Genomic DNA, 14763 nt, shown 5'->3' with positions numbered 1-14763 from the left:
CTCAGTCGAGTTCGGCCAGCAGGGCGGGGTTGACGACGGCGAGGACGGTCCGCAGGTCGGCCTCGGCGACGGCCGGCCACAGCACGGCGCGGGCGTTCCGGTAGCGCTCGGCGAGCCGGGCGCGGTCCGCCTCGGGCAGGTGGGCGGCGCGGTCGGCGCGGGAGTTGTGGGCGTTGTCGGCGATCTTGACGAGGGTGGCGGCGTGGTCGGTGACGATGTCGAGCAGCATCGTCCGGTAGTCCGTCCCGGGTTCGCGGGTGACGCGGCGGACGGTGGCGACCACGGCGGCGGGCACTCCGGCGGCCAGCAGGTCGTCGGGGCCGGTGGGGGTGTCCTCCAGGACGTCGTGCAGCAGGGCGGCCATCTGCAGGCCGGTGCCGAACGCGGCGACTCCGGCCGCCACGGCGCGGACGTGCGCGATGTAGGGGACGCCGATCCGGTCGTACTGTCCGGCGTGGGCACGGGCGGCGAGGGCGTCCACTTCGGCGAGAGTCGGCGACGGCACGACGGGGTCCCCCTCGGATGAGCGACGATCAGGTGTCGGAAAATATAGTCCGGTTGACGGAGAGGGAGTGAGCGTCCGGTGCGGGTGACCCCGATCTCCCCGGAACGCCTGGTGAGCCTGCTGGCGGAGCGGATCCACCGGTTGCCGGGCGATGCGGACCGCCGTCTGCGGGTCGCGGTCGACGGCGCGGCGGCCGCCCGGCCGGGCGAGCTCGCGGATGCGCTGGTGGAGCCGCTGCGGCTGCTCGGCCGGCCGGTGCAGCGGGTGTCGGCGGGCGACTTCCTGCGCCCGGCCTCGGTGCGCTTCGAGTACGGCAAGCAGGACCCGGACGCCTTCCACGACCTGTGGCTGGACCAGGGCGCGCTGCTGCGCGAGGTCCTCGACCCGCTGGAGCCGGGCGCGGACGGCCGGATCCTGCCGACGTTCTGGGATCCCGCCACCGACCGCGCCACCCGGGCCCGCTACCTGGAGCTGCCGCCGCGCGGGGTGCTGCTGCTGGACGGCCCGTTCCTGCTCGGCCGCTGGCTGCCGTTCGAACTCACCGTCCACCTCACCCTGTCCCCGGCGGCGCTCGCCCGCCGCACCCCGGCCGACCAGCACTGGACGCTGCCCGCCCACGAGCGCTACCGCACCGAGACCGACCCGGCGGCGCTCGCCGACCTGACCGTGCGGGTGGACGACCCGCGCCACCCGGCGCTGGTCGAGCCGAACTGACGGGCCGTCGGCGCGCCTGCGCGGTCAGCCGGTCGGCACCGGGCCCCGCTGGCAGCGCGGGCACCAGTACGCGGTGCGGTCCTGCGCGTGGGTGCCGGTGCGGATCGGCGTCCCGCAGCGCACGCAGTTCCGGCGGGCCCGGCCGTACACCCAGTGCTGGCAGCCGGGCCGGGTGTCGCCGGTGGTGACGTGGCCGGGCCGCAGCTTGTTGGCGTCCAGCAGTTGGTGCGCCCGGTGCAGCAGCCGGTCCAGGTCGGGCAGTTCGGCGACCGGCAGCCAGGGCGTCACCCCGGCCAGGAAGCTCAGTTCGTTTGCGTACACGTTGCCGATGCCGGCCAGGTTCCGCTGGTCCAGCAGGGCCGCGCCGACCGGGCGCTGCGGGGCGGCGAGCAGCCGGCGGCGGACCTCGGCGACGTCCCAGTCCGGGCCGAGCAGGTCGGGGCCGAGGTGGCCGACCACCCGGTCCTCCTCGGCGGTGCGCAGCAGCTGCACCACCGGCAGCCGGTAGCCGACGGCGGTGCCCTGCTCGGTGCCGAGGATCGCCCGGATCTGGAACGCGGGCCCGCTGCGCCAGCGCTCGCCGGGCCGGAACACCTGCCAGCGGCCGTCCATCCGCAGGTGGGTGTGGAGCGTCACGCCGCCCTCGAACCTGGTCAGCAAGTGTTTGCCGCGCGGCACCGTCTCCAGCACCCGGCGGCCGGTGAGGTCGGCCGTGGCGTGGGCGGGAACGCGCAGGTCGGCCACCGTCAACACCGCGCCGGCGAGCGCGTGGTTGAGCTGGTTGGCGACGCGGTAGATGCTGTCTCCTTCGGGCACTCCCCCATCATGCCGCCCGCCGCGGACACCGCGCCCCGGCCCCGCCCCGCCACCTCTGCTGACAGGCAATTCCCTGGTCGGGCGGTGTTCCGCTGTTCTAGGTTGGCGCAATGACGATCACTCACGAGGTGGCCGGCGACGGCCCCGCGGTTCTCCTGCTGCACTCCTCCGTCTGCGACCGGCGGATGTGGGACGGCCAGTGGGACGCGCTGCGCGAGGCCGGATACCGGGTGGTGCGGTGCGACTTCCGCGGTTTCGGGGAGACCCCCTGCGCGGACGCGCCGTACAGCAATCTGACGGACCTGGAAGAGCTGCTCGACGAGCTCGGCATCGACCGGGTCTCGCTCATCGGCGCCTCCTTCGGCGGCAACATGGCCACCCAGTTCGCGGCGCTGCACCCCGAGCGGGTCCACTCGCTGACGCTGCTCTGCCCGGGCAGCTCCGTCCACGAGCCGAGCGCCGAACTGGTGGCCTGGGGCGAGCGCGAGATCGAGCTGGTCGAGGCCGGCCGGCTGGACGAGGCGGTCGAGCTGAACGTCGACACCTGGCTCGGCCCGGACGCGGACGAGGCCGCCAGGGCGAAGCTGCGCGTGATGCAGCGCAACGCGTACGAGGTGCAGCTCGCGCCCGAGGAAGAGGTGCACCCGACGCAGACCGAGGTGGACCTGCGCAACGCCGTCGCCCCGGCGCTGGTGTTCGGCGGCCGCCACGACGTGGACGACTTCCGCCGGATCGCCGCCGACGTGGCCGCCCTGCTGCCCAACGGCGAGCACCGCGAACTCCCCTGGGCCGGCCACCTGCCGGCGCTGGAGCGCCCCGCCGAGGTCGCCGAGCTGCTGATCGCCCACCTCGCCGAGGTGTGGAAGGCCTGACGGGACGTCAGCGACGCTCCTGCTTCCATCCCTCTCCCGGGTGAACATCGGCTGCCTGTTCGGGCCCCGGGGCCCACCCGGCATCGCCCGGCCTCGCCCGGGAGAGGTGACCTCCCCTCATTTCCGCCCTGCGACGGGCCTTGCCGGGCGGAGCAGAATCGGTTCCTCGCCCGGCGCCCCGCCGGGCCGACCAGGTCGAACAAGGCGTGCGCGCGGTTCGAAAAACTGGATGCGGCCGTCCGATCGGGCTGCTTTGATTCCGCGTGATCAACCTCCCCGAGAGGACGCGCCACACCTTGGACGGCACGATGCGCAACTCCCTGCACGACACCGACTCCAGCTCCACCGCGGCGGCGGAGGCAGCCGGGCCGTCGGCCGTCCTGGCCCGGCTCGAGGAGTTCTACGACGCCGTTCCCCGGTTCTCCGCGACCGCCGAGGAGCACGGCCCGTTCACCCTGTTCGTCCGCACGGGGCCGGGCTGGCACTACTACGGGCGCCCGACGCTCGGCGGCGACGGGCAGTTCACCGCCGCCGACGTGGACCGGGTCCGGGCCCGCCAGCGCGAGCTGGGCGCCCCGGAGTCCTTCGAGTGGGTGCACGAGACCACGCCGGGCCTGCGCGCCGCGATCGAGGCCTCCGGCCTGGAGGTGCACGAGCACCCGCTGCTGGTCCTGGAGCTCGACGCTGCGTCAACCGCCGCCCCGGCGGCCGACGGCGGCCCGGAGGTCCGGGTGCTGACGACCGACGACCCGCTGCTGCCGAGCGCCGTCGCCGTGCCGCACCTCGCCTTCGCCGAGCCCGGCACCCGGATCGGCGCGGCCGGCCCGGAGCAGCTGGCCGAGGCCACCCGGACGGCGCTGGCCGACGGCCTGGTCACCCGGATGATCGGCCGGATGGAGGCCGGCCGCACGGTCGTCGCCGCGACCGTCGGGCCGAACGGCCTGGCCGGCGCCTCCGGCTGCCACCAGCCGGTCGGCGAGGTCAGCGAGATCGTCGCCGTGGCGACGCTCCCGTCCCTGCGGCGGCAGGGCCTGGCGCGCCGGGTCACCGCACACCTGGTCGAGCACGCCCAGGCCACCGGCATACGCACGGTCTTCCTGTCCGCCAGCGACGACGCCGTGGCGCGGATCTACGAGAGCATCGGCTTCCGCCGCACCGCCACCGCCCTGATCGCCGAGCCCGCCGCGAAGACCGCCGTGTCCTGACGCCACATCAGCGCCGCCCCACCTGCCGCACCGCGTCCCGCACCGCGTCCTGCACCGGCGGTCCGACCCAGGCCCGGTCGGGGCTCACCGGGCCCCCGGGATTTCACCGGGCTCGCGTCGGCCGTCACCGGCATCAGCTGTCCGGGCCCGGCAACGCCTGGTCGTCGCTGAGGAGTTCGGCCAGCAGGTCGCCCTGCTCCGCGAACCGTTCGAGCACCTGCTCGGGGCTGAAGGTCAGCTCCGCCGGGTCGGTGCACTGCTCGACCTCGCTCCAGCTCACCGGGGCCGACACCCCCGGGACGCTGGTGGCGCGCAGCGTGTAGGGCGCGGCGGTGGTCTTCGCCGTGGCGTTCTGCGACCAGTCGACGAACACCTTTCCCCGGCGCAGCGCCTTGGTCATCCGGGACACGACCAGGGCGGGGTACTCGCGGGCGAGGCGTTCGGCGAGGGCGCGGGCGTAGTCGCTGACCTGCCCGGCGGGGGCGGGGCGCAGCGCGGCGTACAGGTGCAGTCCTTTGCTGCCGGAGGTCTTGGGCCGGCAGACCAGGCCGTCGGCGGCGAGGGCGTCGCGGATCAGCAGGGCGACCAGGCAGCAGTGGGTGAGGTCGGCGCCCGGTCCGGGGTCGAGGTCGACGACGAGGCGGTCGTGGGCGTCGGGTCCGCTCTCGGCGGTCCACTGCGGGACGTGCAGTTCCAGGGCGTAGCCGTTGGCGACGGTCATCAGCGTGGGCAGGTCGTCCACGGCGACGCGCTGCTTGGGGCCTTCGTGGCTGGGCGCGGTCACGGTGCGGACCCAGGCGGGCAGGCCGGGCGGCGGGTTCTTGGCGAAGAACCCCTCCTCGCCGATGCCGGCGGGGAAGCGCAGGAAGCTGGCGGCGCGGCCGCGAAGGTGCGGCAGCATCGCGGGGGCGATCTGCGCGTAGTAGTAGAGGGCCTCGCCCTTGGTCCACCCGGTGGCGGGCCACAGGATCTTGTCGAGGTGGGAGAGAACCAGGCGGCGGCCCTCGACTTCCGTGACCTGTCGCTCGGGCATACCGTGGGAAATCCCCGCGAAAGGGCCATGCCATGCCACAGGTCACCTGGAAAGGCGTCATCACGTTCGGGCTGGTCAGCGTGCCGGTCCAGCTGTACGCCGCCACGGAGGAGCACAGCGGCCCTTCGCTGCACCAGGTGCACGAGAAGGACGGTTCGCGCATCCGGTTGAAGCGGTTCTGCGAGGCGGAGGGGAAGGAGGTTCCGTACAGCGAGATCGCCAAGGGCTACGAGTCCCCGGACGGTCGGCAGGTGGTGCTCGGCGACGAGGACCTGGCGGAGCTCCCGCTGCCGAGCAAGAAGGTGGTGGACGTGCTGGCGTTCGTCCCCGCCGAGTCGATCGATCCGCTGATGTACTCCAAGGCCTACTACGTGGCCACGGCCGACAAGGCCCCGGCGAAGCCGTACGTGCTGCTGCGGGACGCGCTGCGCGAGTCGGGGCAGATCGCGGTGACCAAGGTGACCATGCGGACCAGGGAGTCGCTGGCGGTGCTGCGGGTGCACGAGGACACCCTGGTGCTGCAGACCTGCCTGTGGCCGGACGAGGTCCGCTCGGCGCAGGGGATGGCGCCGGACGAGAAGGTGACGGTCCGTCCGCAGGAGCTGAAGATGGCGCGTTCGCTGATGGACACGCTGTCGGAGGACTTCGACCTGTCCGCGCTGCACGACGAGTACCAGGCGGCGCTGCAGGAGCTGATCGAGGCCAAGCTGGCGGGGGTGGAGGCCCCGCACCTGGAGGAGCGGGCCGAGGGCGGCGAGGCCGAGGTCATCGACCTGATGGCGGTGCTGCGCAGCAGTGTGAAGGCTGCGAAGGGCGAGCACGGCAGGGGGGCGAAGGCCTCCCGGGCGACCGGCGATTCGTCGGACGGCGGGGAGGCGGAGGCCGGGGCGGCCGAGGAGGAGTCGGCGTCCGGGAGCACAGTGAAGCGGCCCCGGAGGGCGGCGTCCGGCCGGAGCGGTGCGGCGGCGAAGAAGACGGCGAAGGCTCCGGCGAAGAAGACCGCCGCGAAGAAGGCCGCGCCGCGCAAGGCGTCCTGACGTGCCCTCACCCAGCGGCGGCGCACGGCCCCAGCTGAACGGGGCCGGGCGGCAGCGAGTGAGGGACTCGGTGGCGTCAGGAGAAGAGCGCCGAGCGGAGCTTGAGGCGGTCGGAGGCGCGGCCGCCGGGGCGCAAGGTGTAGTAGTCGCCGTCGCAGTCGGGGCCGGTGAACACGGTGACGGTGGAGTCGGTGACGTTCTGCGGGCCGAAGGCGGGTTCGGTGCTCGCGGGGTCGGCGACCTCGGGCAGGGTGACGCAGACGCGGCTGTCCGGGTCGACCAGCACGCCGGCGGCGCGGTTTCCGAAGTCGTCGTAGTAGGTGTACCGGAACTCGCCGACGGCCGCGGCGGCGGGGCTCGGCGTGACGAACAGCAGGGCGAGCGTGGCGGCGGTGGCGGCAGCGGCGTGGCGCAGGTGCATCGGGGTGGTACGGCCTTTCCGGTCGCGCGTGGGAGTGCACGGGCGTGCGTGGGCGTGCATGGTCCGGGGCCGGCGGGTCCGGTCCGGCGCGCACCACGGTAGTGGCGGGGCCCGGTGGCGAATCGGTTCTGCCCGCGTACGCCGCGCGCCGTCGCACCGGCCGCGCGAGCGCTGGTCGGGGGTACGCGGCCGGGGCCGGTGGGATCGGCGCGGCGCGCGGGTCGCGTGAGCCCCGAACGGGGCGAAACGCCAGTGGCAGCAAGGCCGTTCGGCCGGGCGTTCGCATGTTAGAACCGGCGTGCAGCGGGCAGATGTGTCCTACCTGGGACGTAGGGGCGCGCCGGCCGGGAAGGCCGGAGCGCGCCTGCCTGGCGGCGCGGAGGTGGTTGATGGACGGACCGGCACTCTCCCCGCGTGAGCTCGTGATCCTTCAGCAGATCGAGGCCGAGCTGGGGAGCGATCTGGAGCTGGAGCGCGAGCTGCGCACGATGCGACCAGCGAGGCTGGCGCGGCTTCGACGGTCGCTGGTGGCCCGCCCACGGTCGGTGGTCGTGGTGATCGCGTGCTGTCTGGCACTGTCGTTCGGACTGTTGGGCCTGGCGGTGGCGCTGCGCTCGCCGGTGCTGCTGGTCGCCGTGGTGGCGGCCTGGGGCACCGCGCTGGCCGCCCTGATGATATTGGCGCGCCTCGCTCGTCGCGGGCGCGACCGGTAGCGGACCCGTCCGCTCCGGCGCCTCCGCCCGCCGTACCGTCGATCGGCCGACGCCCCGTCAGAGAGCGGGGGCGTCGGCCGACCGGTGTCACGGCTCTCCGGCACGGCGAGCGGTCAGACGCCGGGCAGGCCGGTCTCCAGGCCGTCGAGCGTGTGCGAGCACAGGCAGTCGCGGGTGGCGGGCAGCGACTCGAGGGCCTTGAACAGGACGGTGCGCAGGCGGTCGACGTTGCGGGCGAAGACCTCCAGCACCTCGGCGTGGGTGACGCCCTCGCCGGTCTCCACGCCCGCGTCGAGGTCCGTGACCAGTGCCAACGAGGTGTAGCAGAGACCGAGTTCACGGGCCAGGACGGCCTCGGGGTGTCCGGTCATGCCGACCACGGACCAGCCGTTGGCGGTGAACCAGCGGGATTCGGCGCGGGTGGAGAAGCGCGGGCCCTCGATCACCACCAGGGTGCCGCCGTCGACGGGTTCCCAGGCGAGCGAACGGGCGGCGGCGAGGGCGGCGCTCCGGCCGTCCGGGCAGTAGGGGTCGGCCATGGAGACGTGCACGACCTCCGGCACCGAGCCGTCGGGGAGGGTCAGCCCGTCGTAATAGGTCTGCACCCGGCCGGAGGTGCGGTCCACGAACTGGTCGGGCACCAGCAGCGTGCCCGGCCCGTACTCGGGGCGCAGGCCACCGACGGCGCACGGGCCGAGGACCTGGCGCACCCCCAGTGAGTGCAGCGCCCACAGGTTGGCGCGGTAGTTGATGCGGTGCGGCGGCAGCCGGTGGCCGCGGCCGTGGCGGGGCAGGAAGGCGACCCGCCGGCCGGCCACCTCCCCGACGAACAGCGAGTCGCTGGGCGGCCCGTAGGGCGTGTCGACGTGGACCTCGGTGACGTCGTCGAGCAGCGCGTACAGTCCGGATCCGCCGATGACGCCGAGTTCGGCGGTCGCGGTGCCGTCGGTGCGGAGCGGGTGGACGTCGGCCATGGCTCTCCTCGGCTCTGCCGGTCGGACGCGGCCCCGGGCCGGCTCGGTGGCCGGCGGGTCCGCGGCTGGGGTGCCGTCCGGCGGGCGGGGCGGCCCGCCGTGGGCAGACCCCACCCTACGAGCAGTCAGGTCCGCGGTCCCGCACCGGCCCTGGACAGTTCGAACCCCGGGCGGCCGCCCGTTGTGCGGTCGGCTGCCAGGCGGCGGCCGGCGCTCCCGCCCGGCGGGGGCGTCCGCGTACAGTGGCAGCCCAGGTCGGCGCGGTGACAGGACGGTGTGATGAACGACGGGCGGGCGGCACTGCACTCCGGCGGGAGCGGGACGAGGACGGCGCACCGGGCGCTGTCCTGGCGGGTGCGGCCGGCGGCGCCGGAGGCGGCGGTGCTGGTGCTGCACGGCGGGCGGGAGTTCGGGCCGGAGCCGGTGCCGGCCCTGAACCTGCCGGGCCTGCGGATGCGCCCGTTCGCGCGGGCCGTGGAGCGGGCGGTGGCGCGCGGTCCGGAACCGGCGGCGGGCCGTTCGCTCGCCGTGGGCACGGTGCACTACCGCTGCCGGGGCTGGAACGGCGAGCGGGCGGACGCGGCACGCGACGCGGAGGCCGCGCTCGCGGAGCTGGCGGACACGCTCGGCCCGGTGCCGACCGTGCTGATCGGGCATTCGATGGGCGGCCGGGCTGCGCTGCGGGCCGCCGCGCACCCGTGCGTGCGGGGCGTGGTGGCGCTGGCGCCGTGGTGTCCGCGGGACGAGCCGACCGAGCACCTGCGCGGCCGGTCGGTGCTGATGCTGCACGGCGACCGCGACCGGGTGACGCCGCCTGCCGACACCGACCTGTTCGCGATCCGGGCCCGCGACCACGGCGCGCGGGTGGCGGGCTACCGGGTGTTCGGCAGCGGCCACACCCTGATGCGCCGGGCCGGCGAATGGCACCGCACCGCCGCCGGTCTGGCGCTGGCGCTGCTGGGCCTGGGGGCGCTGCCCGAGGAGATCGGCGCGGCGCTGGCCGTGGAGCGCGGCGGCTCGGACGGCCTGTGCATCCCGCTGGCGGGCCGCCGCTGACGCTCGCGCCCTCGGGCGACCCGGGCCGCCGCCGACCTGCGCACGCCATGCCCCGGCCCGTCCCCGGCCGGACTCGAACCTCCCCGTGCGCGCGGGACGACCGTCCGCGTGCGCCCGGGACGACCGTCCGCGTGCGCCCGGGACGACCGTCCGCGTGCGCCCGGGGCGACCGGGCGGTGACGGGCGGTGCGGACCGGCCGTCCCGCTCGACGGGCGCGGGTCGGGGGCGCACACTCCGGGGAGGGAGACGTCCGCCAACCGAATGAGGGAGGCTCCGCCCATGGGGATCAGCCTGACCACCGATCGGCTCGTCGTCCGCGAGTGGACGCCCGACGACGCCGAGGACGCGCTGAGCGTGTACGGCTCCACGGACGTCGCCCGTTGGCTGACGCCCGCGATGACCCAGGTCGCCGACGTCGAGGCGATGCGCGCGCGACTGCAGGCCTGGGCGCAGGAGCAGTCGGGGCTGCTGCCGCCGCGCGGGCGGTGGGCGCTGGAGCGCCGGGAGGACAAGAAGGTGGTCGGTGGGCTGGGCATCCGTCCGCTGCCGCCGCACGACGAGGACCTGGAGATCACCTGGCAGCTCGCCCCGCACGCCTGGGGTCAGGGCTACGCGACGGAGGCGGGCCTGGCGCTGCTGCGCTGGGCGTTCACCCAGGACGTCGAGGAGATCTTCGCGGTGGCCCGGCCGAAGAACGACCGGGCGCACGCGGTGGCGAAACGCCTCGGAATGCGCTGGGTCGGCGAGACCACCAAGTACTACGACCTGAACCTTCAGGTCTACCGGATCCGCCCGGCCGACCTGCCCGACGACCGCGACTGATCGCCGAAGACCGGGCCCGCCGCCCGGGGCCGGGGGCGTCCCTGCCGGTCGGACCGGCGTTCAGCTGTGGCACAGCCGCGCGGCGAGGCCGGCGGGGAGCGGGTAGCGGTGCTCGTCCGGGAGCAGCCGGCGGGCCTGTTCGGCGCGGCCGGCCCGGACCAGTTCGGCGGCGCGCCGGACCTGCGGGGTGAGGTCGGTGAGTCCGACGATCCACTCCTCGACGTACCGGTGGACGGTCTCCCGCCCCAGGCCGACCTGGATGCTGTAGTGGTTGAGCGCCGCGCCGCGCAGCGACCGCTCCGGATCCCACTGGACGTGCACCTCGGCCGCCGCCAGGCGCTGTTGGTCCCCGGTGGTCAACTCGCCTGCGGCCAGCGCCCGTTCCCACCCCTGCCGGGTGATCCGGACGGCCAGGATGCGCTCCTGGCCGGGCTTGGCGGCCCAGTTGCTGCGGTGCAGCAGCCAGGGCAGCGAGGGCTTGATCCACGTCATCCGCCGGAACGAGAACGGCGCGACGAACCGCCCGGCGCTCAGGGCGGCGTCGGCGATCGCCGGCGGGTACGCCTGGTAGACGACGATCGTGCTGTCGTCGAAGTCGGCGCGGACGGCGTACAGGTCGGACGCCCGCCCGGACGGGGCGGGCCCACGGGACGGCCTGCGCTGCTGAACCATTCTCCGACCCTGCCACCGTGCCGCCCCCGCCTGCCACGCATTTTCGGCGGGAGCGGGCCGCCGGCCGGGGCGCCGCCCGGGCCGCCCCTGGGCTGCTGACGCGGCGTCAGCCCGTGGCGGTGGTGCGTGCGGGCCGGACCGGGTGCTTGCTCAGCACCGAGACGCGGTTGAAGGCGTTGATGGTGATCGCCACCCAGATCACGGCGGAGATCTGCTCGTCCCCGAACACCGTCCGGGCCTGCGCGTAGGCCGCCTCCTGGGCGGCGGCGTCGGAGGGGTGGGTGGTCGCCTCGGCGAGTGCCAGTGCGGCGCGCTCGCGCTCGTCGAACAGCGCGGTGTCGCGCCAGGCGCTCAGCACACCGAGCCGCTGCACGCTCTCGCCCGCCTGCAACGACGCCTTGGTGTGCACGTCCAGGCAGTAGGCGCAGCCGTTGAGCTGCGAGACCCGCAGGTTGATCAGCTCGACCAGGCGGCGGTCGAGCCCGGCCGCGGCGGCGGCCTCGCGGACCGTCTCGGCGGTGGACCGCATGGCCCGGAAGGCCTGCGGGTGCTGCTTGTCGATGTAGACCCGCTGGTCGGGCGCGGTGGTCGCCACCTCGGTCACCTGAACTCCTCCGGCTGCGCGCTGGTGTTTGTCGGACACTATCGCGCATAATAGTTGAAGATGAAACGATTTGCGGAACGAGCCGCACGGGACTCCGGGTTCCGGACGGCCCGGGAGGGAACGACACCATGAGTACCATCGAAAACGGGCCCCGCCCGCAGACCGTCCGCGTCCTTCCCCCGCGGGACGTCCCGCTCGGCGGCCCGCGGGCGATGACCGTCCGGCGCACCCTCCCCCAGCGCGAGCGCACCCTGATCGGCGCCTGGTGCTTCATCGACCACTACGGCCCCGACGACGTCGCCACCACCGGCGGCATGGACGTCGCCCCGCACCCGCACATCGGCCTGCAGACCGTCAGCTGGCTGTTCAGCGGCGAGATCGAGCACCGCGACAGCCTCGGCGTGCACGCCTTCGTCCGCCCCGGCGAGCTCAACCTCATGACGGCCGGTCAGGGCATCGCCCACTCCGAGACCTCCACGGCCGCCACCACCGTCCTGCACGGCGTCCAGCTCTGGGTCGCCCTGCCCGACGAGCACCGGCACACCGGCCGCGACTTCCACCACCACGTCCCCGACCCCGTCGCCCTCGACGGCGCCGAGGCCCGCGTCTTCCTCGGCACCCTGGCCGGCGACACCTCCCCGGTCCCCACCTTCACCCCGCTCCTGGGCGCCGAACTCACCCTCGACCCGGGCGCCACCCTCACCCTCGACATCGACCCCGCCTTCGAACACGGCCTCCTCGTCGACCAGGGCGACATCACTTTCGCCGGCGCCCCCCTCCACCCCGCCGACCTCGGCTACCTCCCGCCCGGCCCCACCACCCTCACCCTCACCAACCCCTCCGCCACCCCCGCCCGCCTGATCCTCCTCGGCGGCACCCCCTTCGACGAGCCCATCGTCATGTGGTGGAACTTCATCGGCCGCACCGCCGAGGAGATCGTCCAGGCCCGCGAGGAATGGCAGCAGGCCTCCGCCCGCTTCGGCGAAGTCCAGGGCTACCCGGGCGACCGCCTGCCCGCGCCGGAACTCCCGAACGTGGCCCTCAAGGCTCGCGGAAACCGTCTCTGACCTGCCAAAATGCCACCTGCATAGCGGTCGCGACGCTGGCCTCTGAACGCCACCCCGCGACCGCTACTGGCGCTCGATGCCGCACCCGCAAGCACCGTTGGCGAAGGTCTGGACGGTGGTCGCCAGCGCCTCGCCGATTCCCGTCTGCGGGCCGGTTTTGCAGGCTGTGGGCGATGAATGCCGACCTTTTGCCGACTTTCCTGACGCGCCGTCAGGCGGTGAAGGGGAGCTCCATCCGCAGGTAGCCGCCGTCGGACCCGCCACCTCAGCAGCTGCCGCATCATCGGGGCAAACCCGACACGTTTGCCGACCTCGCACCGCCCACCCCCTGGACCCGCCCGCAGTAGGGCCCTGGCCAGCAAAGAGAAGGGACTGGGTCACCCGTAGGCGGCAGTGCGCCAGCGATCGGTGACGGCGGCGGCCTGAAGGGGGCCGAGGTCGCTGCGTATATGGTCCCAGCCGACAGGCTTCCAGGACCTGCTGCGGCTACCTAGTGCCGTATCAAGCAACGTTTGCCCCGTTCCGTGACCGTTCTGGTCGGGGGCGACGGGCTCTGGTGTGGTCCGGTTAGAAGGGCGGAATCTGCTCGGGTACGAGTCCGGCCTGGCGGAGGAGGCCGTACAGGTCGGTCTCGCCCCAGAACTCGACGATCCGCCCGTCTCGGAGCCGGTAGGACTTGACTCCCGTCATGGTGAGATCCCGGCCGCTGCGGTCATGGGTGTAGGTGAGCGTGAAAGCCACGGTCACCCGGTCGCCGGCGGAGAAGAGGTCGTCCACCTGCACGCGGCAATGGGACAGCCCCGGAGTCAGCACTGCTCCCTCGGGGTAGTGCCGCCCCTGGCCGTGAATGCCCGCGCCGTGAACAAGGACGTCCTGGGCGACGAGTTCCTCGAACTCGTCGACTTCCCGCGTCTCGAAGACCCGCAGATAGCGGCGAACGACCTCGGCATTGCGCTGGCTGATGACTTCGGGTGAGTCCGACATGGAAGGACCGTATCCATCGGCTGATCGGACTCGCCAGTACACGCCGCCAGCCAGCCTCGCTCGAACACACCGCGGGCACCAGCCGCCGGAGCATCCAGAATGACCCCGTGGCTGAGAAAGTGAGGGTCCGTGAGATCGACGACGACGAGGGCGGGCGGCTGCTGCGGATCATCCGCCGGGGAACCGGGTCGGTGGTGACCTGGCGGCGGGCCCAGATGGTGCTGCTCTCCGCGCAGGGCATGGACGTGGCGAAGATCGCCGAAGTGACGTTCACCAGCGCGGACCGGGTCCGCGACGTGATCCACAACTTCAACGCGGACGGCTTCGACTCGCTCTACCCGAAGTACCGGGGTGGACGTCCGAGGACGTTCACCTTGCCCGAACGCCGGGAGATCAAGAAGATCGCCAAGTCCAGGCCGGCCGAGCACGGCCTGCCGTTCTCGACCTGGAGCCTGGCCAAGCTGGCCGACTTCCTGGTCGCCGAGGGGGTGGTCGACGACATCAGCCACGAGGGCCTTCGCACCCTGCTCCGCGAGGAAGGCGTCTCGTTTCAACGCGTGAAGACCTGGAAGACCTCCCGCGACCCCGACTACGCCGCCAAGAAGGCCCGGGTCGAGCACCTCTACGCGATCGCCGACGGCGAGGTCATACCCGAGGCAGGCGAGCCCGAAGTCATCTTCTGCATGGACGAGTTCGGTCCACTCAACCTCCAGCCCCACCCCGGACGGCAATGGGCCGAACGCGGCGGCCGACACAAGGACCCCGACCGCGAGCCCAGACCCCGCCAGCGGGCGACCTACACCCGCCCGCACGGGGTCCGGCACCTGTTCGCCGCCTACGACCTCGCCAAGGACCAGCTCTACGGCCACATCAAGAAGACCAAGAACCGCTCCAAGTTCCTGGAGTTCTGCCGCTACCTGCGCTCACTGCACCCGATCGACGTGCGAATCGCGATCATCTGCGACAACTACTCTCCGCACCTCACGACGAAGCGGTGCCAGCGGGTCGGAACCTGGGCCGCAGCGAACAACGTCGAGATCGCCTACACCCCGACCAACAGCTCCTGGCTCAACCGGATCGAGGCCCAGTTCACCGCCCTGCGCTACTTCACGCTCGACGGCACCGACCACGCCAGCCACAAGGCCCAGGGCAGCATGATCCGCCGCTACATCATCTGGCGGAACAAGCACGCCGCCGACGAACGCCTACGCGAAGTCGTGAACAGGGCGAACGTTGCCTGACGCGGCACTAGGCAGTGTCCTTCGGG

17 protein-coding genes are annotated in these 14763 nt (G+C 73.4%); 9 read left to right on the top strand and 8 right to left on the bottom strand.

The features are described 5' to 3' along the window. Window position 1: 1 nt before the first annotated feature. Window positions 2-505: an HD domain-containing protein gene (locus tag ACFV1L_RS11770; protein ID WP_380365084.1), complete on the bottom strand. Its 504-nt coding sequence runs from the start codon at window positions 503-505 to the stop codon at window positions 2-4. A gap of 78 nt (window positions 506-583) precedes the next feature. Between ACFV1L_RS11770 and ACFV1L_RS11765 the strand changes: the two genes are divergently transcribed. Continuing rightward, window positions 584-1219: a uridine kinase gene (locus ACFV1L_RS11765; RefSeq protein WP_380365083.1), complete on the top strand. Its 636-nt coding sequence runs from the start codon at window positions 584-586 to the stop codon at window positions 1217-1219. 24 nt (window positions 1220-1243) lie between these two features. Here ACFV1L_RS11765 and ACFV1L_RS11760 read toward each other — a convergent pair whose 3' ends face one another. Continuing rightward, complete coding sequence (locus ACFV1L_RS11760) at window positions 1244-2035, bottom strand: DNA-formamidopyrimidine glycosylase family protein (protein ID WP_380365082.1); 792 nt, start codon at window positions 2033-2035, stop codon at window positions 1244-1246. A gap of 110 nt (window positions 2036-2145) precedes the next feature. Here ACFV1L_RS11760 and ACFV1L_RS11755 point away from each other — a divergent pair, with 110 nt between their 5' ends. Both ACFV1L_RS11755 and ACFV1L_RS11750 read left to right on the top strand, forming a co-directional pair. After that, a complete protein-coding gene (locus ACFV1L_RS11755) occupies window positions 2146-2907 on the top strand; it encodes an alpha/beta fold hydrolase (RefSeq protein ID WP_380365081.1) in 762 nt (253 codons plus the stop codon). Window positions 2908-3203: 296 nt separating this feature from the next. Beyond that, window positions 3204-4112 carry a GNAT family N-acetyltransferase gene (locus tag ACFV1L_RS11750; protein WP_380365080.1) on the top strand — a complete coding sequence of 303 codons (909 nt, stop codon included), beginning with the start codon at window positions 3204-3206 and terminating at the stop codon, window positions 4110-4112. A 133-nt stretch (window positions 4113-4245) separates the two neighbouring features. On the opposite strand, the gene ligD is transcribed toward ACFV1L_RS11750, so the two are convergent. Further along, complete coding sequence (ligD, locus tag ACFV1L_RS11745) at window positions 4246-5145, bottom strand: non-homologous end-joining DNA ligase (protein WP_380365079.1); 900 nt, start codon at window positions 5143-5145, stop codon at window positions 4246-4248. Window positions 5146-5177: 32 nt separating this feature from the next. Between ligD and ACFV1L_RS11740 the strand changes: the two genes are divergently transcribed. Continuing rightward, entirely contained in the window at window positions 5178-6182 is a 1005-nt protein-coding gene (locus tag ACFV1L_RS11740) for a Ku protein (protein ID WP_380365078.1), read from the top strand. A gap of 76 nt (window positions 6183-6258) precedes the next feature. Here ACFV1L_RS11740 and ACFV1L_RS11735 read toward each other — a convergent pair whose 3' ends face one another. Then, window positions 6259-6603 (bottom strand): hypothetical protein, encoded by a 345-nt coding sequence (locus ACFV1L_RS11735; RefSeq protein WP_380365077.1) that lies wholly within the window; start codon window positions 6601-6603, stop codon window positions 6259-6261. A gap of 389 nt (window positions 6604-6992) precedes the next feature. Here ACFV1L_RS11735 and ACFV1L_RS11730 point away from each other — a divergent pair, with 389 nt between their 5' ends. Further along, window positions 6993-7316, top strand: coding sequence for a hypothetical protein (locus ACFV1L_RS11730; RefSeq protein WP_380365076.1), 324 nt, complete (start codon window positions 6993-6995; stop codon window positions 7314-7316). A 113-nt stretch (window positions 7317-7429) separates the two neighbouring features. On the opposite strand, the gene ACFV1L_RS11725 is transcribed toward ACFV1L_RS11730, so the two are convergent. Beyond that, entirely contained in the window at window positions 7430-8290 is an 861-nt protein-coding gene (locus tag ACFV1L_RS11725; protein ID WP_380365075.1) for an S-methyl-5'-thioadenosine phosphorylase, read from the bottom strand. 279 nt (window positions 8291-8569) lie between these two features. Here ACFV1L_RS11725 and ACFV1L_RS11720 point away from each other — a divergent pair, with 279 nt between their 5' ends. Next, on the top strand, window positions 8570-9346 hold the full coding sequence (locus tag ACFV1L_RS11720; protein WP_380365074.1) for an alpha/beta fold hydrolase: 777 nt from the start codon (window positions 8570-8572) through the stop codon (window positions 9344-9346). 280 nt (window positions 9347-9626) lie between these two features. Then, the gene (locus ACFV1L_RS11715) at window positions 9627-10169 is read left to right on the top strand and encodes a GNAT family N-acetyltransferase (RefSeq protein WP_380365073.1); all 543 of its coding nucleotides are present in this window, start codon (window positions 9627-9629) and stop codon (window positions 10167-10169) included. Window positions 10170-10229: 60 nt separating this feature from the next. On the opposite strand, the gene ACFV1L_RS11710 is transcribed toward ACFV1L_RS11715, so the two are convergent. Both ACFV1L_RS11710 and ACFV1L_RS11705 read right to left on the bottom strand, forming a co-directional pair. Then, entirely contained in the window at window positions 10230-10841 is a 612-nt protein-coding gene (locus tag ACFV1L_RS11710; protein WP_380365072.1) for a DUF4291 domain-containing protein, read from the bottom strand. A 106-nt stretch (window positions 10842-10947) separates the two neighbouring features. Further along, on the bottom strand, window positions 10948-11436 hold the full coding sequence (locus ACFV1L_RS11705) for a carboxymuconolactone decarboxylase family protein (protein WP_380365185.1): 489 nt from the start codon (window positions 11434-11436) through the stop codon (window positions 10948-10950). A 137-nt stretch (window positions 11437-11573) separates the two neighbouring features. Between ACFV1L_RS11705 and ACFV1L_RS11700 the strand changes: the two genes are divergently transcribed. After that, on the top strand, window positions 11574-12512 hold the full coding sequence (locus ACFV1L_RS11700; protein WP_380365071.1) for a pirin family protein: 939 nt from the start codon (window positions 11574-11576) through the stop codon (window positions 12510-12512). Window positions 12513-13079: 567 nt separating this feature from the next. On the opposite strand, the gene ACFV1L_RS11695 is transcribed toward ACFV1L_RS11700, so the two are convergent. Next, window positions 13080-13496, bottom strand: a complete 417-nt coding sequence (locus ACFV1L_RS11695) for an ester cyclase (RefSeq protein ID WP_380365070.1) — start codon at window positions 13494-13496, stop codon at window positions 13080-13082. Between the two features lie 107 nt (window positions 13497-13603). Between ACFV1L_RS11695 and ACFV1L_RS11690 the strand changes: the two genes are divergently transcribed. Next, complete coding sequence (locus ACFV1L_RS11690) at window positions 13604-14737, top strand: IS630 family transposase (RefSeq protein ID WP_380365069.1); 1134 nt, start codon at window positions 13604-13606, stop codon at window positions 14735-14737. Window positions 14738-14763: the final 26 nt, after the last annotated feature.

The sequence above is a fragment of the Kitasatospora sp. NPDC059646 genome (assembly GCF_042734615.1).
In the GTDB taxonomy this organism is placed as follows: Bacteria; Actinomycetota; Actinomycetes; order Streptomycetales; family Streptomycetaceae; genus Kitasatospora.
Note: the sequence above shows the minus strand (reverse complement) of the source record. Positions and strands in the feature narration are given on the sequence as shown.

Coding starts and splice junctions, on each gene's coding strand:
- ACFV1L_RS11755 (WP_380365081.1), top strand. CDS start 2,146: ATGACGATCACTCACGAGGTGGCCGGCGACGGCCCCGCGGTTCTCCTG.
- ligD (WP_380365079.1), bottom strand. CDS start 5,145: ATGCCCGAGCGACAGGTCACGGAAGTCGAGGGCCGCCGCCTGGTTCTC.
- ACFV1L_RS11740 (WP_380365078.1), top strand. CDS start 5,178: ATGCCACAGGTCACCTGGAAAGGCGTCATCACGTTCGGGCTGGTCAGC.
- ACFV1L_RS11735 (WP_380365077.1), bottom strand. CDS start 6,603: ATGCACCTGCGCCACGCCGCTGCCGCCACCGCCGCCACGCTCGCCCTG.
- ACFV1L_RS11730 (WP_380365076.1), top strand. CDS start 6,993: ATGGACGGACCGGCACTCTCCCCGCGTGAGCTCGTGATCCTTCAGCAG.
- ACFV1L_RS11725 (WP_380365075.1), bottom strand. CDS start 8,290: ATGGCCGACGTCCACCCGCTCCGCACCGACGGCACCGCGACCGCCGAA.
- ACFV1L_RS11720 (WP_380365074.1), top strand. CDS start 8,570: ATGAACGACGGGCGGGCGGCACTGCACTCCGGCGGGAGCGGGACGAGG.
- ACFV1L_RS11715 (WP_380365073.1), top strand. CDS start 9,627: ATGGGGATCAGCCTGACCACCGATCGGCTCGTCGTCCGCGAGTGGACG.
- ACFV1L_RS11710 (WP_380365072.1), bottom strand. CDS start 10,841: ATGGTTCAGCAGCGCAGGCCGTCCCGTGGGCCCGCCCCGTCCGGGCGG.
- ACFV1L_RS11700 (WP_380365071.1), top strand. CDS start 11,574: ATGAGTACCATCGAAAACGGGCCCCGCCCGCAGACCGTCCGCGTCCTT.
- ACFV1L_RS11695 (WP_380365070.1), bottom strand. CDS start 13,496: ATGTCGGACTCACCCGAAGTCATCAGCCAGCGCAATGCCGAGGTCGTT.